The sequence below is a fragment of the Pseudomonas sp. ICMP 8385 genome (assembly GCF_002699915.1).
Taxonomy (GTDB): Bacteria; Pseudomonadota; Gammaproteobacteria; order Pseudomonadales; family Pseudomonadaceae; genus Aquipseudomonas; species Aquipseudomonas gessardii.
Map to the genome: position 1 here is coordinate 77,759 of NZ_LKBY01000056.1, position 14,909 is coordinate 92,667.

Genomic DNA, 14,909 nt, shown 5'->3' on the forward strand with positions numbered 1-14,909 from the left:
ATCCTTCTGTATGGAGACGCACATCACGTATGAGAGGTAGGCAGTTGGCGAGGGGCGGGACTGAACTTCTGTCATGAAAAATTCATCTGCCGCCCAGCCCCCCCGGTAGCCGCTGCCGAGTGTCAGCGGGGGCCATGGGCAAATAAAAAATCAGCAACGGCACAGGCCATTGCTGATCGGGTACAGCTAACCGAAGAACGCTTGAGTTACAGCGGGCGACCGATCTGGTTGCAGACGTTCGACTTGCCGATGCTCAGCTCATTGGTGGCGGTGAGGAAGGTGTCACGGACAGCGGTCTTCCAGTTGCCTGGCAACGGCACGAAGCGGTTGTCAGTGATGGCGGTGTCGTTATTGCCAAACGCGCCGTAGTGGCGGGCGAAGAAGTTACGCACTTGGGTTGTTTGCTCGGCGTCGGCGTAGCACTGGCTGAAGATCAGGTTAGTGAAGCCCAGGATCGGGTAGCCGGTGGTTGGGTAAGCCACGATGCTTGGGTCGGTCGTGCTGGCGGTAGCCGCGAAGGTTGGCACCCAGGCGCCCGGCTGGCCACGGTTGATGAGCGCCGGCGGCTGGATAACCCCAATGGCTGCCGATACGTTGGCAGGCGCAGGCGAAACACCGGCAATTTTGGCGACTTTGGTCGCGTCATCCAGGCCGGCCAAGGTCGCCGCCGCGTAATCCGGGCTCATGTAGGTGATGCGGCTGTCAGCAGCGTTGAGGGTGCTCATCACACCTTCGCTGGTGTCAGCGTAAAAACCACCGCCCGGCTTGGCTTGTTGCAGCGGGTTGATGCGGGTGCCGCGCACTGGCCCGGAGAAGCTGCTCTTGAAGTCCTGGGTCACGGCAAAAGTGCCGCCTTCCAGGGCCGCGTTGCACTTGGCGTTCAAGAAGCGGGTAAACAGCTCGGTGGTACCGCTGTTGCCGTTGCGGTAGACCACAGTGATCGTACCGGTACGGCCAGAACCCACGACCTCGCTCCAATCGCTGTAGCGACCGGAGAACACACCGCACAGTTGATCGACGCTCAGGTTGAGCCCAGCGCCAGCCTTGTTGAACGCAATGGCCACCGAAGTCGCCACCGACGGCACCTGGATCAGCTTGCCCCAGCCAGGCTGCTTGTCGGATGCGTAGGTGGACAATTCAGTCAGGCTGAGCTTGGAGTCGCTGCCCGCCCAGTGCACGTTCTTGTTGGTCACGCCGGGTACGAGCTTGTCGTATTTGTTTTCCAGGAACGCCGCTTTGCCGTTGCCGCTGCCAACACCGATATAGGCGGCAAAACCGGCAGTCAGTACACCAGGCGTCTGGTACAGCGGCTGTGGCAGGGTTGCGCCGCCGCCGTTGACTTCAGCGAATGCAGCCTGGGCCGAGCAGAGGGCCGCGAGGGTCATGGATACCGCGAAAACGTTGCGCTTAAACATGAAGAAGCTCCTTTCGTCGTGTTCATACGTTGAGGTAGATGGCTCTTGCATGACGCCATGGCACTCGGTTCACACGCCGTGATCCAGCAGGCTTGCGGGGCGAGGCCATGGACACGAAGTTCGCAGCTTCCGATGACAGATAAGGGAAAAAACCTCGGGAGGAACAGCTTGATTTTTAAAAAGATTCTCGGGTGTTTTGGCAATGATTGTGGCTTTTATCGGGGTGAGTGACAGCGAGGTTTCAGGGCGTGTTTCGGGGATGGCGGGCGAGCCGTGCGCGGGGGGTGCAAAGATGACGCAATGACGAACCCGAGGTTGGATAGGATTGGCTGTGAACACACATTCAAATGTGTGCGGGCTTGCTCGCGATGGTGGTGGTTCAGGCAACCTATTTTCTGCTATCTGACCGCCCCCTCCATCAGCTCACCGTAAGATAAGCCCCCTGAGATTCAAGTAAGCGAATTCTATGGTAATCCGCCGCAATCACCGTAGGGTCGGCATGTACCAGATAGACCGTCCCCGGTTGACTGAACACATCCTCGGTCGCGCCTATCTGTTGTCCGTTTCCAACGTAAAAGACCGCGTCGAAAAATGACTCCAGCTTGAGCAGCTCGCTCAAAAACCGGCCCTTATTGAAACAACCTTCAAAACGATTGATGAGACAGACGTTATAGGTATGTTGCAGGAGTCGATAATCGGTGTCCTTCGCCAACAACTGCGCGAATACCTCAGGCTCGGTGATGGATAACACCGTCGCATCAATCTGCCCAAGTCCAGTGGTCTTCCTAGAGACTTCGGGCAGCAGAATGCCGTCGGTTCGTGCGGCGACTTCCACCAGTTTCGGGCCATCGTCGGTAAACATGACCTCCGCGTGGCTGGGTCCGTTACGGATACCCAGGCATCGCACTACTGCTCGGGTGTAGTCCACCAGGATCGGGTAAACCGCTGAGTCGGGGCCGATCAGTTCGTCGATGTCATAGAGGACGCCCCCCCTCTGGGTGCGCTGCTTTTGGTATCGCACAACCTCGGTGACAAGTTGTTGACCATCAAGGGAAACCATATTCACAACGTATTCCGATCCTGCCAGGTACTCCTGAATCAAGACCTGAGTGTTCGCAATACTCAATCTGTTCATCGTCCCCAACAGCGTCTTCACGGCCGCTTCACAGGCTTCCATATCCTCACAAATAGACACCCCATCAGCCCCTGCACTTTCAAGGGGCTTGATCACTACAGGGAAGCATCCATGGGACTTGATCCAGTTATGTGCCAAATCCCAGGTATTCGCGATGAACTGTCGTGCGGCCGGTAATTGTGCATGGGTAACACATTGGATCATGTCGTATTTATTTCGACGGGCATTGGTTTGGTCGAAGTCATTGCGGTATGGCAACTGCATTTGCTCATTCAAGTGATCGGCGAGCAATACGCCTGTCTCGGCACCGGCGATGATGAACTGAGGCGCAAAGCGCATGACACTCGCCAAGGTAGTGGTGAAATCGGCATTGACGATCAACTGGTCATAGAGCGAGTGATCCAACCCCTTGTAATAGTAACTATCCAAGCTGCCTGACGAGGCCACATGCATCAGCACACACCCCCTCTCGCTCAACCGCCTTGCTACATATTTGCCGGATGAAAATCCATCGACTACAACAACCTTGGTCATGTGGCCTCCCTCTTCAGTGCATATAGCGCCCGACCCAACAGCAAAAATAAAATGATACTGACCGCCGCAATACTGGCCATCGAAAACTCTACCCTAGCATCAAAAAACTGGAGAAACAGGACAAATACCGGAAGGGTTAGCAACACCAGAGATACATGGATCGGCGTGAGGTGATAGATAGTTTTCTGGATTAGGTAGATCGGCAGCAAATGCCCAAACACAACCAAAACCACCATCGGCATAACTAATTCACCGTCAACCAAGAACCCGGCACCCGTTAAAGGAATGGCAATAACACACACACCAATCATCGCAATATTTCTAACGGCTAGAATTTCATAAACGGACCAACGCTGCTCAAACATCTGTTTTGAAAACACCGTATAGATGACCGTGCCCAACGCACACACCATGACACTGAGGATCCCCAGCAGACGCTGCTCCACAGTAGTGCTGGATATACCACTTTGCCCGACGAAGGAGTTGTACAGCATAACCCCAACCGAAGTGAGTACCAGGCACGAAACCAGCGCATCCACAAAAGCAACCTTAATACCGCGCTTGTTGAGAAGAGAAAAAATCAGAGTGAGTGCAGGACCACAGGCAACTGAAGCCACTCCAACTACCGCAGGCTCAAGGTATCGAAGGGCATAAAACAGCCCACCCCAGTTAAGTAAAATCGCTAAATTTATAACAACTACGATTCTCCAGTCGCCCCTGAGTTTTGAACATAAAAAGCCCGAATCCCGGTATAGAGCACACACAGCAAAAAAAGCTGCAGACGTTACAAAACAGTAGAAAATAACCAGAAGCGTATTAACAGCCTGCATTATGAACGCGACATACACGTCGAATGCTGCACTCAACAGGCAAAACACCAACCCTATTACCACACCTATTCGCTGCATAAATTTAAATCGCCCATAAAAAACCCACCCCCACTTATATGACCTCTACACCATTTTCGCGGACGACTATTTTCATAACGGTTTTTCTCTGAACATTTTTAAAGCCATCATTCCCGACTTTCTCAACTGCACAAATAACATCCACCACCTGACCGCCTCCAGCTCTTATCGCTTCGACCAAAGCAATCACTGCCCCACCTGTACTTAATTTATGACTTCCTGAAGGATTAAAAAATTCACATTTTGAAAAAAGCTTGCCCCCATTTACTGAGCAACTCGCCAGCTCCACAAAAGGTGTACTACCAATATCTGCTCCATATTTACCCTTTCAGTTAACACCCTCGGAACGCTAACTGATTCCCCTAAGGAAAAATAGCTAGCCAAACGGACAGATAGCAATCAAAACGTGTCGACCTACTATTTCAACTAAAGCTAAGGATTCACCCGTCAAAAAAACAAGAATTATCGTACAAGCAAACTCAATCATTATTAAAATGACAATCCCCCTAAACTTCTGAGGATTGCTGCTGTTATAACGCATCATTAGTCTTTCACAGTCGCGATTCATCAGCGATCGGGTTCGGTCGTCCAGATCAGAGTGGCGCACAGTGCCACGTGAGCAGTATTACGCTGTTCGCGTCATGGCAAGCTGTGCATGGGAGGGCTTGGTGTGCCCCTGTGAGTTTGTGTATCAGGTCACCAGTTGGTTGATCTCAATAATCGGCAACAGCACCGCCATCACGATCACCAGCACCACCGCGCCCATCACCACGATCATCAACGGCTCCAGCAACGCGGTCATGCCCATGGCCCGCCGTTCGATATCCCGCGACAGGGTTTGCGCCGCCCGCTCCAGCATGGGCGGCAGGGAGCCGGTTTTTTCGCCGCTGGCGATCAGGTGGATCAGCACTGGGGGGAAGACTTTTTCCACTGCCAGGGCCGGCGCCAGGTTGACGCCTTCGCGGACCTTGGCCGTGGCCTCGCTGACGCTCTGGCTCAGGCGGTCGTTGGACAGGGTCTGGCGCGCCGCTTCCAGGGCGCGCAGCAACGGCACGCCGGCACCGCCGAGGATCGCCAGGGTCGAGGCGAAACGTGCGGTGTTGAGCCCCAGCACAAAACGCCCGAGCAGCGGCAGGCGCAAGACCCGGCTGTGCCAGTTCAGGCGCGCCACGGGGTTGCGCAGGTACAGGCGCCAACTCCAGAAGCCCGCGACCAGGGCGGCAAAACACAGCCCGCCCCAGGCGCGAATGAAGTCACTGGCATTGAGCATGGCCAGGGTCAGCCCCGGCAGGTCCTGGCGCGCCTGGGAAAAGGCGCTGACCACCTGCGGCACCACATAGCTCAGGAGGAAAATCACAATACCGATGGACACCAGCCCCACCACCCCCGGATAGATAAATGCCGTGAGAATCTTGCCCCGCAGGTTGTTGCGCTCCTCGATATAGTCGGCCAGGCGTTCCATGACCTGGGCCAGGTCGCCAGACTCCTCCCCCGCCGCAATCAACGCCCGGTAGATCGACGGGAAGTCCCGTGGCCGCGCGGCCAATGCATCAGCCAGGCGCATACCGCTGCGCACATCGGCGCGCACCGCGCTGAGGGTCTGGGCGATGTGTTTTTTTTCCGCCTGCTCCACCGTGGCACTCAGCGCCGCCTCCAGCGGCAGGCTGGCACCGAGCAAGCTGGCCAGTTGGCGGGTGGCCCAGGCCAGGTCGTTGTCCGACAGCTTGGCGCTGAACAGGCTGCTGCCTGTCACGTTGGCGTTGCCTTCAAGCTGCACCTGCAACGCGGTCAGGCCACGGCTGCGCAGGCTGGCAAAGGCCGCGCCCTGGCTCTCGGCCTCCAGGTGCCCGGTCTCCAGCTTGCCGCTGGCATCACAGGCTTCGTAGCGATAGCGATTCATCAGGCGTCCCGTGTGACGCGCAGGATTTCTTCCGGCGCAGTGGCACCGCTGCGCACCCAGCGTTCGCCATCTTCACGCAGGCTGAACATCCCGGCGTGGCGGGCGGCGACGCGTATCTGCTGCTCGCCGGCGCCCTGGTGGATCAGGCTGCGCACGGCATCATCGACGCAGAACAATTCATGGATACCGGTGCGGCCGCTATAACCGACCTGATTGCACTGGCCGCACCCCACCGGACGCCAGGTGCCGGGGGCCGCCGGGTCGGGCTGTTTGCAGTGCGGGCACAGGCGACGCACCAGGCGCTGGGCCAACACGCCGAGCAGCGACGAGGCCAGCAGGAACGGCTCGACCCCCATGTCGATCAGGCGATTGACCGCCGACACCGCATCGTTGGTGTGCAGCGTGGCCAGCACCAGGTGCCCGGTGAGCGAGGCCTGCACGGCGATCTGCGCGGTTTCCAGGTCGCGGATTTCGCCGATCATGATGATGTCCGGGTCCTGGCGCAGGATCGCGCGCAGGGCCAGGGCGAAGGTCATGTCGATCTTGGCATTGACCTGGATCTGGCTGATGCCCGGCAGGTCGTATTCCACCGGGTCCTCCACGGTGAGGATATTGCTCGTGCTGGCATCCAGCCGCGCCAGGGCGGCATAGAGGCTGGTGGTCTTGCCGCTGCCGGTGGGCCCGGTGACCAGCACGATACCGTGGGGCTGGCGGATCAGGCCATCGAGGCGCGCCAACAGGTGTGGGTCCATGCCTAAGGTTTCCAGTTGCAGGCGCCCGGCCTGTTTGTCGAGCAGGCGCATCACCACCCGCTCGCCATGGCCGGTGGGCACCGTGGACACGCGGATATCAATCGGCCGCCCGGCAACCCGCAGGGCAATACGGCCGTCCTGGGGCAGGCGTTTTTCGGCGATATCGAGCTGGGCCATGATCTTGATCCGCGACACCAGCGCGCCATGCAGGGCTTTGCGCGGCGACACCACATCGCGCAGGGTGCCATCGACGCGGTAGCGCACCACCGAATGGGTCTCGAAGGGTTCGATATGAATGTCGCTGGCCTCATCGCGGGCGGCCTGGGTCAGCAAGGCGTTGATCATGCGAATCACCGGGGCACCGTCCTGGGTGTCGAGCAGGTCGGTGATTTCCGGGATGTCCTGCATCAGGCGGTCGAGGTCCACCTCGTTTTCGGCGGCGCCGACCACGGCGGCGGCGCTGCCGGTGTCGGCGTAGGCGCTGGCCAGCAGGCCGTCGAGCTCATCGTCGCGCACGTGCTCGATGGCGGCCTGGCCGAATTGGCGCTGGACTTCGCTGATCGACCAGCCGGGGGTCGAGGGGCAGATCGTCAGGCGCGGGCCTTCGGGGGTCGGGTGCAGGAGGATGCGCTGGGATTTGGCCCAGGCGTAGGGGAGCAGGCTCATAGGGAGGCATCCGGGTGGATTGCGCTGGCCGCGAGGCCGTCATCGCGGGCAAGCCCGCTCCCACAAAGGGCACGAAGCACTCTTGCCCCACTACGCGTTGCCTCGTCCAGGTTCGGCAGCCTATCCCCCTGTGGGGCTCGACAGCTCCCACATTGGGAATGGGTACGGCTCACGGGCGGGCACTCCCGGGTATCGCCTTCTCCACCGCCGGCAGCTGCGGCGCCTGTACATCCGGCAGCGCCCAGCTGTGCTGCGGCTGCAAGCCGCCCTGGGCGCGGCGCATAAAGTCATAGCGGTTGAGTGTAATACTGCGCCCCGCGCCACTGTCGCGGATGATGTAGGGCCGTAAAAACACCATCAGGTTGGTCTTGTTCACACTGCGCGACTCATTGCGAAACAGCGCGCCCAGCCCCGGGATGTCCGACAGCCACGGCACCGCGTCGTTGCTCTGGGTATAGCCATCCTGCAACAGCCCGCCCAGCACCATGATCTGCCCGTCGTCCAGCAAGATGCTGGTATCGATCGCCCGCTTGTTGGTCACCGTGCCTGCCTCCACCGAGGCCCGCGCATCGACGCTGCTGACTTCCTGGTAGATATCCAGCTTCACCGTACCGCCCTCGGAAATCTGTGGCCGCACGTTCAGCTTGAGCCCCACCTCTTCACGCTGCACGGTCTGGAACGGGTTGTTACTGGTGCCGCCCCCGCCCGTCACGTAGCTGCCGGTGACGAAGGGAATGGTCTGGCCGACGAAGATACTCGCCGCCTCGTTGTCCAGGGTCAGCAGGTTGGGCGTGGACAACACATTGCTCCCGCCCTTGCTCTTCAAGGCCCGCGCCAGGACCTTGAGGTCCAGCACCCGGCCAATCCCCGGGATGTCCACGCTGCCGTCCACCAGGCCGATGTTCAAGCCCTTGGGCAGCACGTCGATGCTGGTCTTGCTGGTGGGGCTGCCGTTGATCCCGCTGCCGCCCAGGTTGACCCCGCCAAAACCACCCTTGCCCCCCAGGTTGCCGGCCTGCCACTGCACACCAAATTCGCTGGCATCGTCTTCGTTGACTTCGACGATCAGGCTTTCGATCACCACCTGGGCGCGGCGCTGGTCGAGCATGTCGATGACTTCGCGCAGGTTGCGGTACAGCGGATCGGGGGCGGAGATCAGCAGGGTGTTGGTGGTCGCATCGGCCTGGATCGTCACGCCGCCGGCACTGAAGGCAGTGCTCTGGTCAGTGGTGGTATTGCTCGCCCCTGCACTGTCCTTTGCATAGCCACTGGCCGGGGGCGCGCTGGCGGTCGGCGTGCCGCTGCTGTTCTGGCCACTGCCCTGGCTGGCAGTGCCCGCACCGCCCATCGCACTCAACTTGGAGCGGGCTTCGTCACTGACGCCACTTTCGCTCTCCCCGGTCAGCATGCCGCGCAGGGATTGGGCCAGCTTGCCGGCCTGGGCGTTGCGCAGGTACACCACGTGCATATTGCTGGGGTTGCTCTGGGCATTGTCGAGCTTGTAGATCAGGTTGCGCGCCAGCTCCGTGCGCTCGGGGCTGCCGGCGCGGATGATGATCGAGTTGGAGCGCGGGTCGCCGACCACGGCGATTTTCTGGGTCTGGTCAGTGCCCTGGGTTTCCAGCAACTCGGCGACCATCGCCGCGATGTCCACGGCGATGCCGTTTTGCACCGGCACCACGTCGGTGTCGATGGCGCTCGGGGTGTCGATGCCGTCGATGATCTGCGCCACCCGTGCGAGGTTTTCCGCGTAGTCGGTGATGACGATGCTGTTGTTACCGGGGTAAGCGTTGATCGGGTTGTTCGGCGAGACGATGGGGCGCAATACCGGGATCAGGTTCACTGCGTTTTCGTATTGCAGGCGGAAGGTACGGGTCTGCATGCCATTGCCACCGGGGCTGGCGGCGTTGTAGATCGGCCCGCCCAGCAGTTTGGCGTCGGCTTCCGGGACCACCTGGGCCACGCCGCCGACATCCACGACGCTAAAGCCCTGCATGCGCAGCGCCGCCAGCAACATGTCATAGGCCTGGTGCGCCGGGACCTGGCCTTCGCTGACCAGGGTCAGGTTGCCCTTGACCCGGGGGTCTACCAGGAACTGCTGGCCGGTGGCGCGGGACAAGGCGCGCACCACCGCCTGGATCTCGGCGTCGACAAAGTTCAATTGCACCGGCTGGTCGCCCAGCGGGTTGCGTACTTTGGCCGGGGCGGCGGCATGGCCACGGGCGCGATGGCTTACCGGCTGCGGGGCCCGCGGCTGGGGGGTGATGTCGCGCTGGCGCTCGGGCAAGGGCACGCCGTTGCGCCGGGTGTCGGCCAGGGGCTGGCCAAGTTCGCTGTCCACCAGCAAGGGCGCAGGTGTGGGCGATGGGGTGTGGCTGCAGGCACTGAGCGCCAGCAACAGCAGCGGCGCAACCTGGCGAAACGGTGCCGAATGGGGCAATGACCACTTCATGAAGCTTCCTTAGCGCCAGGCGCCTGATCCATGCGAACGGTCCCGGACACGCTGCCGGCCGGGTTTTCAGGGGTATCGCCCACACGCTGCAAACGCGCTTGGGACACCTCCAGGGAAAATGCGCGCGGGCTGGCCAGCAGCCAACCGACCACGGCATCCGCCGGCGCGTCGGTAAAGGTCAGGCGCCAACCGGCGGGCTCCACGCCCTGCAACTGATAGCGGTCTTTAAGCCCGGCCGTATCGAGGGCCTGGCGCAAGGCGCCTTCCAGGTCTTGCCCGGCGCGCACACCGGCACTGGCGCCCTGCAACACCCCCTGCAAGGTGGCGGCCTGGGTGCGCAGCCTGGGGGTTTCGGCCTGCCAGTAGTCGATCTGCTGCAAGGGCGGCTCAATCAGCAGCCCCCACACCACAAAGCCCGCCAGCAGCGCCCCGCTGCCGCCCAGCAGGCGTTTTTCGCGCAGGGCCAGGCCGTTCCAGAAGCCCTGGAGCTGGCCGCGCAGGCGTTGATAGCCGAACTTATTCATCGGCGCCTCCGGGGCTGTCGAGCGGCCCGAGGGTCCAGCCGCGCTCATCACGGGTGGCGGTAAAACCGGCCTCGGTCAACGCGGCCTGCCCATCACCGGGCGCTGCCGGGCTACGGCTGTCGGGCAACAGCTGCAGGTGCAAACGGCCTTGTTCAAACACCAGCGCCTGGACGCTGCCGACCATGAACGGCAGGTGGCGGCCCGCCAGTTGCAACAGGCTGCTTAAAGGCTGCCCGGCATCGGCGCTGGCGCCTTGAGCGGCGGCCAGTTGCTGGCGGGCCTGTTGCAGCGGATTGAGGATCACCGGCAAGTGCGGGAAGGCCTGTTTGACCTGGGCAATCATCCGCGCCTTGAGCTGTTGCCCTTCGTCCGCCTGGCGGGCGGCGTACAGGTTCAGGCCCAGGGTCCAGACCGCAACAGCCAATGCACTGAGCCCCAGCGCCCGGCCCCAACCCCCGCTGCGGGTGCGTTTGAGGCGGCCATGCAGGCCCCAGGCGGGGACCGCGCCCTGCCAGCGCTGGGGCGTGTGGTCTGCGATCTGTTGCAACTGAGTGCCGTCGCTCAGCAATGCCTCCAGCGCGTGTTCGCCCAAGGGATGCAGGGCGCCCTGGTGCAGGCTCTGGCGCAACAGCAAATGCCCGTCGACGCAGGCCACGCTCAAGCTCCCCGCCGGCGGCACCGGCAAGGCATAGGGCGCCGGGTACAGGCCGCGCAGGTTGATAGGGACCTGGGCCAGGACGCGGTGCAGTTGTTCCAGGCCGGCAGTGGGCAGCCAGCCCACTTGCACCTGGCCGTTGCTCTCCCGCGGGCCGTGGACCACCTGCATCTGCGTCACCGGGCCGAGGATCAGCGCCTGGGCCGCGCAGGCCACGGCGGCCGCCACCTTGGCCGGCGGCAATGGCGGCAGCGCAAGGCTGGTCAACAAACTGTCCCGGGGGTGCAGGAAACACTCGGCCGCCAGGGGCTTGCGCGGTTGCGCCAACTGCCCAAGGGCGGCCTGCCCCTGGCGGCTGACCTGCCCGGCACGGTCCAGCCAGGCATAGTGCACCAGGCTCTCGGCACTCAATTGGGCCAGCGGCGGCAAGGCAATGCGCAAGCGTGTCATGCGCCCACCCGCCACCAGATCACCTGGGGTTGCCGTTCTTCGGGGCGATACAACAGGGCTTCGACCGCGACCCGCCGCTGCGCTTGACGCGTGCGGCCGTGCCAGCGGAACCATTCACTGGTGATCCCCACCTGCACCGAGTCCACCACCAACCGGGGCATGCGCAGGCGGTTGACGAAATCGCCACGGTTGATAAACCAGCGCCCGCTGTCCCGCTCGGCCACCAGCCCCTGGGCCTGGGGCAGGCTGAGCCCCGGCACCACCGCACTGAGCACCTCGGCGCTGGCCGTATTGCCGTTGACCCAGGTGTTGTCGGGCAGCACGCTGACATAGGCCGCCAGGCGTTGTTGCACACGCGGCTCCAGGGCAAGGTCGTCAAGGCTGCGCAACATCGGCGCCTTGGCCGGCAGCAGCGCCTGGGCGGCCTCGGGCGAGGTGCTGCGCAGGTTGCTCAGCTCACTGGCACCCGCGCGCTGTACATAGGAGGCCAGCACCCGTTGGCTGATGCGCTGGCTGACGCCGGGGTCGATGCCCAGTAGCTGGCACAGGCGCTGGAAGCTCTGCAACTGGGCCGCATCCGGCTGCTGATGGCTGACCAGGTTGCGCAGGTTGAACTTGCCCTGCTCGTCATCCAGGCGCCCCTCGACCGCCCCGGCAAAGGGGCGCGCCCAGGGTTGGTCGAGGCGGGTCAGCACCTCCTTGCGCCGCGCCTCCCACAACTGCTGCCGGCTGGTTTGCAACGCGCCCTGTAGCAGCCAACTGCCCTGGACGCGCAGTTGTTCGGCCTCCAGGCTGCGAGTGAACACACTCTGGCGGGTGAGCATGGCCCCGGCGAGCACCGCCACCACGGCGGCGATCAGCAGCGCGCTGATAATCGCCATGCCGCGCTGCTGCGCCGCTCTGGGCAAATGGCTGTTCATGGCGCGCCTTACAACTGCCAGGAGCCGATATCGGCATTCACGCCTTCGCCATCCGGTTGGCCGTCGGCGCCCAGGGAGAACACATCGACTTCACCATTGGCGCCAGGGTTGAGGTAGTGATACGGGCGGCCCCACGGGTCGTTGGGCAGGCGTTCGAGGTAGGCGCGCCAGTTGCTGTTCTTCGCATCGGCCGGGCGCTCGACCAGGACCTTGAGGCCCTGGGTCATGTTCGGATAGCTGCCGTGGTCCAGGCGGTAGAGTTTGAGCGCCTGCATCAGGCCGCCGATATCTTGCCGGGCGGCCGTGGCCCGGGCCTGGTCGGGGCGATCGAGCACCTTGGGCACCACCATGGCCGCGAGGATCCCGAGAATGACCACCACCACCATGATCTCGATCAGGGTGAAGCCACGCTGGCCACGAGGGCCTCGCGGGGTGGATCTGAAGTGCGCGATATCCATCTCGACATTCCTTGGCTTGAGGGCTTTTCGTCGCGCAGTGTTGCAAGACAACATGTCAGGCGTATGGAAAATCCTCGGGAGCTTTGGTCGCCAATCGGTCAAGTGCAAAGGCTAGTCTGCGCACCTGTTTCCCCGCATTGAGCAAGCCATGGGCGGTCGTAACAAGAACCAGGGTTTCACCCTGATCGAGGTGCTGGTGGCCCTGGCGATTATCGCCGTGGCCATGGCGGCGGCTGTGCGGGTAGCGGGCTTGATGACCCAGAGCAACGGGCTGCTGCGCGATAAATCCATCGCCATGCTGGCGGCCCAGAGTCGCCTGGCGCAACTGCGCCTGGAGGGCCGCGCCAGCCCCGGACGCAAGACCTTCGAGTGCGATCAGGGCCGCTTGAAACTGCGCTGTGAGCAAGTGGTGGCGGCCGAGGCAGGCCTGTTGCACGTCAGCGTGCAGGTACTGGACGCCACGCGTGAGGCACCGCCCCTGGCACGCCTGGAAACCCGGGTAGGCCGCACGCCTGCGTTCAAGCAGGTTACGGCCGAGTGAGCCTGGGCAAGGCCGGTGCGTCGGGCAATTTGTCGAGATTGACCCGCACCCTTTCACCGCCACGCTCGATCACCACCCCATCGCCCTCGATGGCCGCCAGGCGCACGCCGGGGCTGAGGCGCTCACCGGCCAGGAAACTGCGCGGCGGCCCGTCGTTGAGGCTGAGGATCGCCACCGCGCCCTGGGCCCCGGCCAGCACCCCGGACACCTTGACCTGCAGGGCCATCGGCACCTCGGCAAACCATTGCAACGCCGGGTTATCACTGCGCGCCGCCAACGCCTGGGGGGTCAGCGGCGGCGTATGGGATTGGGCAGACGTGAGCAACAACGGCGTCCATGTGGCGACCCCGGCCAGCGTCGCCAGCAAGGCCAGGGCCTGGATGCCGTGGGCGGCAGATACGCGATCGATGAATGCCATGGGCGGGACCTCCTGTTTGTCCATCCCCACAGCCTACAGGGCAATTCTCACGGTTTTATTTCAGTGGCCGATCTTGTTGAGGGCACACCCATGATGAATCGCAGGCAACGGGGTTTCACCCTGATCGAGCTGATGGTGGTGCTGGTGATTATCGGTATTGCCAGCGCCGCCATCAGCCTGAGTATCAAGCCCGACCCCTTGCACCGCTTGCGCAAGGACGCCGAGCGCCTGAGCCAGGTGTTGCAGATCGCCCAGGCCGAAGCCCGCGCCGATGGCCGCACGATTACCTGGCGCGCGGATACCAAGGGCTACCGCCTGAGCCGCAGCCGCGACGATGGCCGGGGACTGGAGGACTTCAAGGAGGATCCCCAACTGCGCCCACGGGCCTGGGATACCACACCGATGCAGGTGCGTATCGAACCCCGGCAGACCCTGGTGCTGAATGCCGAATGGATCAACCCGCCGCTGCTGGTGCTGCTGTCGGATGGGCAACACCGCCTCGGCCTGCAACGTGATGCCGCCGGCACCCTGCGCGTGGTGAGCCCACCATGAACCGCCAGCAGCAAGGCTTTACCCTGATCGAGGTGATGGTGGCGATCATGCTGATGGCCGTGGTCAGCCTGATTGCCTGGCGCGGCCTGGACAGCGTGACCCGCGCCGACGCCCACTTGCAGGCCAGCACCGAACAGACCCAGGCCCTGCTGCGCGCCCTGAACCAGTTGCAGCTGGACGTCAGCCTGCGCGCCGGGGTGGAACTGGCGCCGCCGCCCACCCTGGACCGGTCGCCCGTCGTCGACGCCTTGCCGGCGGTGACCGTGCGCAGTTCCGACCGCCAGGGCTTTCGCCTGGAACTGATCCGCCGCGCGCCAACGCCCGGCGATGGCCTGCAACGGGTGCGCTGGTGGCTCAAGGGCGACACCTTGTACCGCTCTGCCGCACCGGCGCGGGATCGCTACCCGCTGCCGGCGCCCAAGGAGGCCGTGGCGGTGCTGGGCCAGGTCAGCGACCTGCAAGTACGGGTGTGGGACCACGACAAAGGCTGGCGGCAGTTGAGTGGCAATCGCCAGGACAATCCCCTGGGGATGGAAATCACCCTGGTGCGCCAGACGCCGCAGGGGCTGGAGCGCTACCGGCAGGTGCTGGGGCCGCTGGACTGAACCTGTGGCAAGCGCGCTCCAAGG

The 14,909-nt window shown here is 62.7% G+C and carries 15 protein-coding genes; 3 read left to right on the top strand and 12 right to left on the bottom strand.

What is annotated here, in order from left to right:
• Window positions 1–206: 206 nt before the first annotated feature.
• The 11 genes from AO268_RS07160 to gspG all read right to left on the bottom strand — a co-directional run bounded on the left by AO268_RS07160 (window position 207) and on the right by gspG (window position 12,769).
• Window positions 207–1,415, bottom strand: coding sequence for a substrate-binding domain-containing protein (locus AO268_RS07160; protein WP_099168281.1), 1,209 nt, complete (start codon window positions 1,413–1,415; stop codon window positions 207–209).
• A gap of 418 nt (window positions 1,416–1,833) precedes the next feature.
• Complete coding sequence (locus AO268_RS07165) at window positions 1,834–3,084, bottom strand: ATP-grasp domain-containing protein (protein ID WP_099168282.1); 1,251 nt, start codon at window positions 3,082–3,084, stop codon at window positions 1,834–1,836.
• Window positions 3,081–3,950 carry an EamA family transporter gene (locus AO268_RS07170; protein ID WP_232243827.1) on the bottom strand — a complete coding sequence of 290 codons (870 nt, stop codon included), beginning with the start codon at window positions 3,948–3,950 and terminating at the stop codon, window positions 3,081–3,083. The genes AO268_RS07165 and AO268_RS07170 overlap by 4 nt, the downstream gene beginning before the upstream one ends.
• 76 nt (window positions 3,951–4,026) lie before the next feature.
• A complete protein-coding gene (locus AO268_RS32340; protein WP_141562788.1) occupies window positions 4,027–4,281 on the bottom strand; it encodes a hypothetical protein in 255 nt (84 codons plus the stop codon).
• A gap of 402 nt (window positions 4,282–4,683) precedes the next feature.
• Window positions 4,684–5,892 (bottom strand): type II secretion system inner membrane protein GspF, encoded by a 1,209-nt coding sequence (gene gspF / locus AO268_RS07175; RefSeq protein WP_099168284.1) that lies wholly within the window; start codon window positions 5,890–5,892, stop codon window positions 4,684–4,686.
• Window positions 5,892–7,310, bottom strand: a complete 1,419-nt coding sequence (gspE, locus tag AO268_RS07180) for a type II secretion system ATPase GspE (RefSeq protein WP_099168285.1) — start codon at window positions 7,308–7,310, stop codon at window positions 5,892–5,894. The genes gspF and gspE overlap by 1 nt, the downstream gene beginning before the upstream one ends.
• Before the next feature lie 169 nt (window positions 7,311–7,479).
• Entirely contained in the window at window positions 7,480–9,762 is a 2,283-nt protein-coding gene (gene gspD / locus AO268_RS07185; protein ID WP_099168286.1) for a type II secretion system secretin GspD, read from the bottom strand.
• Window positions 9,759–10,286: a type II secretion system protein GspM gene (gene gspM, locus AO268_RS07190; RefSeq protein ID WP_099168287.1), complete on the bottom strand. Its 528-nt coding sequence runs from the start codon at window positions 10,284–10,286 to the stop codon at window positions 9,759–9,761. Before gspM ends, gspD begins: the two co-directional genes overlap by 4 nt.
• Window positions 10,279–11,391: a type II secretion system protein GspL gene (gene gspL, locus AO268_RS07195; RefSeq protein ID WP_099168288.1), complete on the bottom strand. Its 1,113-nt coding sequence runs from the start codon at window positions 11,389–11,391 to the stop codon at window positions 10,279–10,281. The genes gspM and gspL overlap by 8 nt, the downstream gene beginning before the upstream one ends.
• Window positions 11,388–12,311 (bottom strand): type II secretion system minor pseudopilin GspK, encoded by a 924-nt coding sequence (gene gspK, locus AO268_RS07200; protein ID WP_257154352.1) that lies wholly within the window; start codon window positions 12,309–12,311, stop codon window positions 11,388–11,390. Before gspK ends, gspL begins: the two co-directional genes overlap by 4 nt.
• Before the next feature lie 8 nt (window positions 12,312–12,319).
• Window positions 12,320–12,769, bottom strand: a complete 450-nt coding sequence (gene gspG / locus AO268_RS07205) for a type II secretion system major pseudopilin GspG (RefSeq protein ID WP_099168289.1) — start codon at window positions 12,767–12,769, stop codon at window positions 12,320–12,322.
• 148 nt (window positions 12,770–12,917) lie between these two features.
• Between gspG and gspI the strand changes: the two genes are divergently transcribed.
• Window positions 12,918–13,310, top strand: a complete 393-nt coding sequence (gene gspI, locus AO268_RS07210; protein ID WP_099168290.1) for a type II secretion system minor pseudopilin GspI — start codon at window positions 12,918–12,920, stop codon at window positions 13,308–13,310.
• Here gspI and AO268_RS07215 read toward each other — a convergent pair.
• Window positions 13,297–13,728: a type II secretion system protein N gene (locus AO268_RS07215; protein WP_099168291.1), complete on the bottom strand. Its 432-nt coding sequence runs from the start codon at window positions 13,726–13,728 to the stop codon at window positions 13,297–13,299. The genes gspI and AO268_RS07215 overlap by 14 nt on opposite strands.
• A 90-nt stretch (window positions 13,729–13,818) precedes the next feature.
• On the opposite strand from AO268_RS07215, the gene gspH reads away from it, so the two are divergent.
• Window positions 13,819–14,280 (top strand): type II secretion system minor pseudopilin GspH, encoded by a 462-nt coding sequence (gene gspH, locus AO268_RS07220; protein WP_099168292.1) that lies wholly within the window; start codon window positions 13,819–13,821, stop codon window positions 14,278–14,280.
• Entirely contained in the window at window positions 14,277–14,885 is a 609-nt protein-coding gene (locus tag AO268_RS07225) for a type II secretion system protein GspJ (RefSeq protein ID WP_099168293.1), read from the top strand. The genes gspH and AO268_RS07225 overlap by 4 nt, the downstream gene beginning before the upstream one ends.
• Window positions 14,886–14,909: the final 24 nt, after the last annotated feature.

Excerpts from the sequence above, each read along its gene's own strand:
- AO268_RS07215 (WP_099168291.1), bottom strand. The coding sequence starts at position 13,728 with ATGGCATTCATCGATCGCGTATCTGCCGCCCACGGCATCCAGGCCCTG.
- gspE (WP_099168285.1), bottom strand. The coding sequence starts at position 7,310 with ATGAGCCTGCTCCCCTACGCCTGGGCCAAATCCCAGCGCATCCTCCTG.
- AO268_RS07160 (WP_099168281.1), bottom strand. The coding sequence starts at position 1,415 with ATGTTTAAGCGCAACGTTTTCGCGGTATCCATGACCCTCGCGGCCCTC.
- AO268_RS07165 (WP_099168282.1), bottom strand. The coding sequence starts at position 3,084 with ATGACCAAGGTTGTTGTAGTCGATGGATTTTCATCCGGCAAATATGTA.
- gspH (WP_099168292.1), top strand. The coding sequence starts at position 13,819 with ATGATGAATCGCAGGCAACGGGGTTTCACCCTGATCGAGCTGATGGTG.
- AO268_RS07225 (WP_099168293.1), top strand. The coding sequence starts at position 14,277 with ATGAACCGCCAGCAGCAAGGCTTTACCCTGATCGAGGTGATGGTGGCG.
- gspL (WP_099168288.1), bottom strand. The coding sequence starts at position 11,391 with ATGACACGCTTGCGCATTGCCTTGCCGCCGCTGGCCCAATTGAGTGCC.
- gspG (WP_099168289.1), bottom strand. The coding sequence starts at position 12,769 with ATGGATATCGCGCACTTCAGATCCACCCCGCGAGGCCCTCGTGGCCAG.
- gspD (WP_099168286.1), bottom strand. The coding sequence starts at position 9,762 with ATGAAGTGGTCATTGCCCCATTCGGCACCGTTTCGCCAGGTTGCGCCG.
- gspF (WP_099168284.1), bottom strand. The coding sequence starts at position 5,892 with ATGAATCGCTATCGCTACGAAGCCTGTGATGCCAGCGGCAAGCTGGAG.
- gspK (WP_257154352.1), bottom strand. The coding sequence starts at position 12,311 with ATGAACAGCCATTTGCCCAGAGCGGCGCAGCAGCGCGGCATGGCGATT.
- gspM (WP_099168287.1), bottom strand. The coding sequence starts at position 10,286 with ATGAATAAGTTCGGCTATCAACGCCTGCGCGGCCAGCTCCAGGGCTTC.
- gspI (WP_099168290.1), top strand. The coding sequence starts at position 12,918 with ATGGGCGGTCGTAACAAGAACCAGGGTTTCACCCTGATCGAGGTGCTG.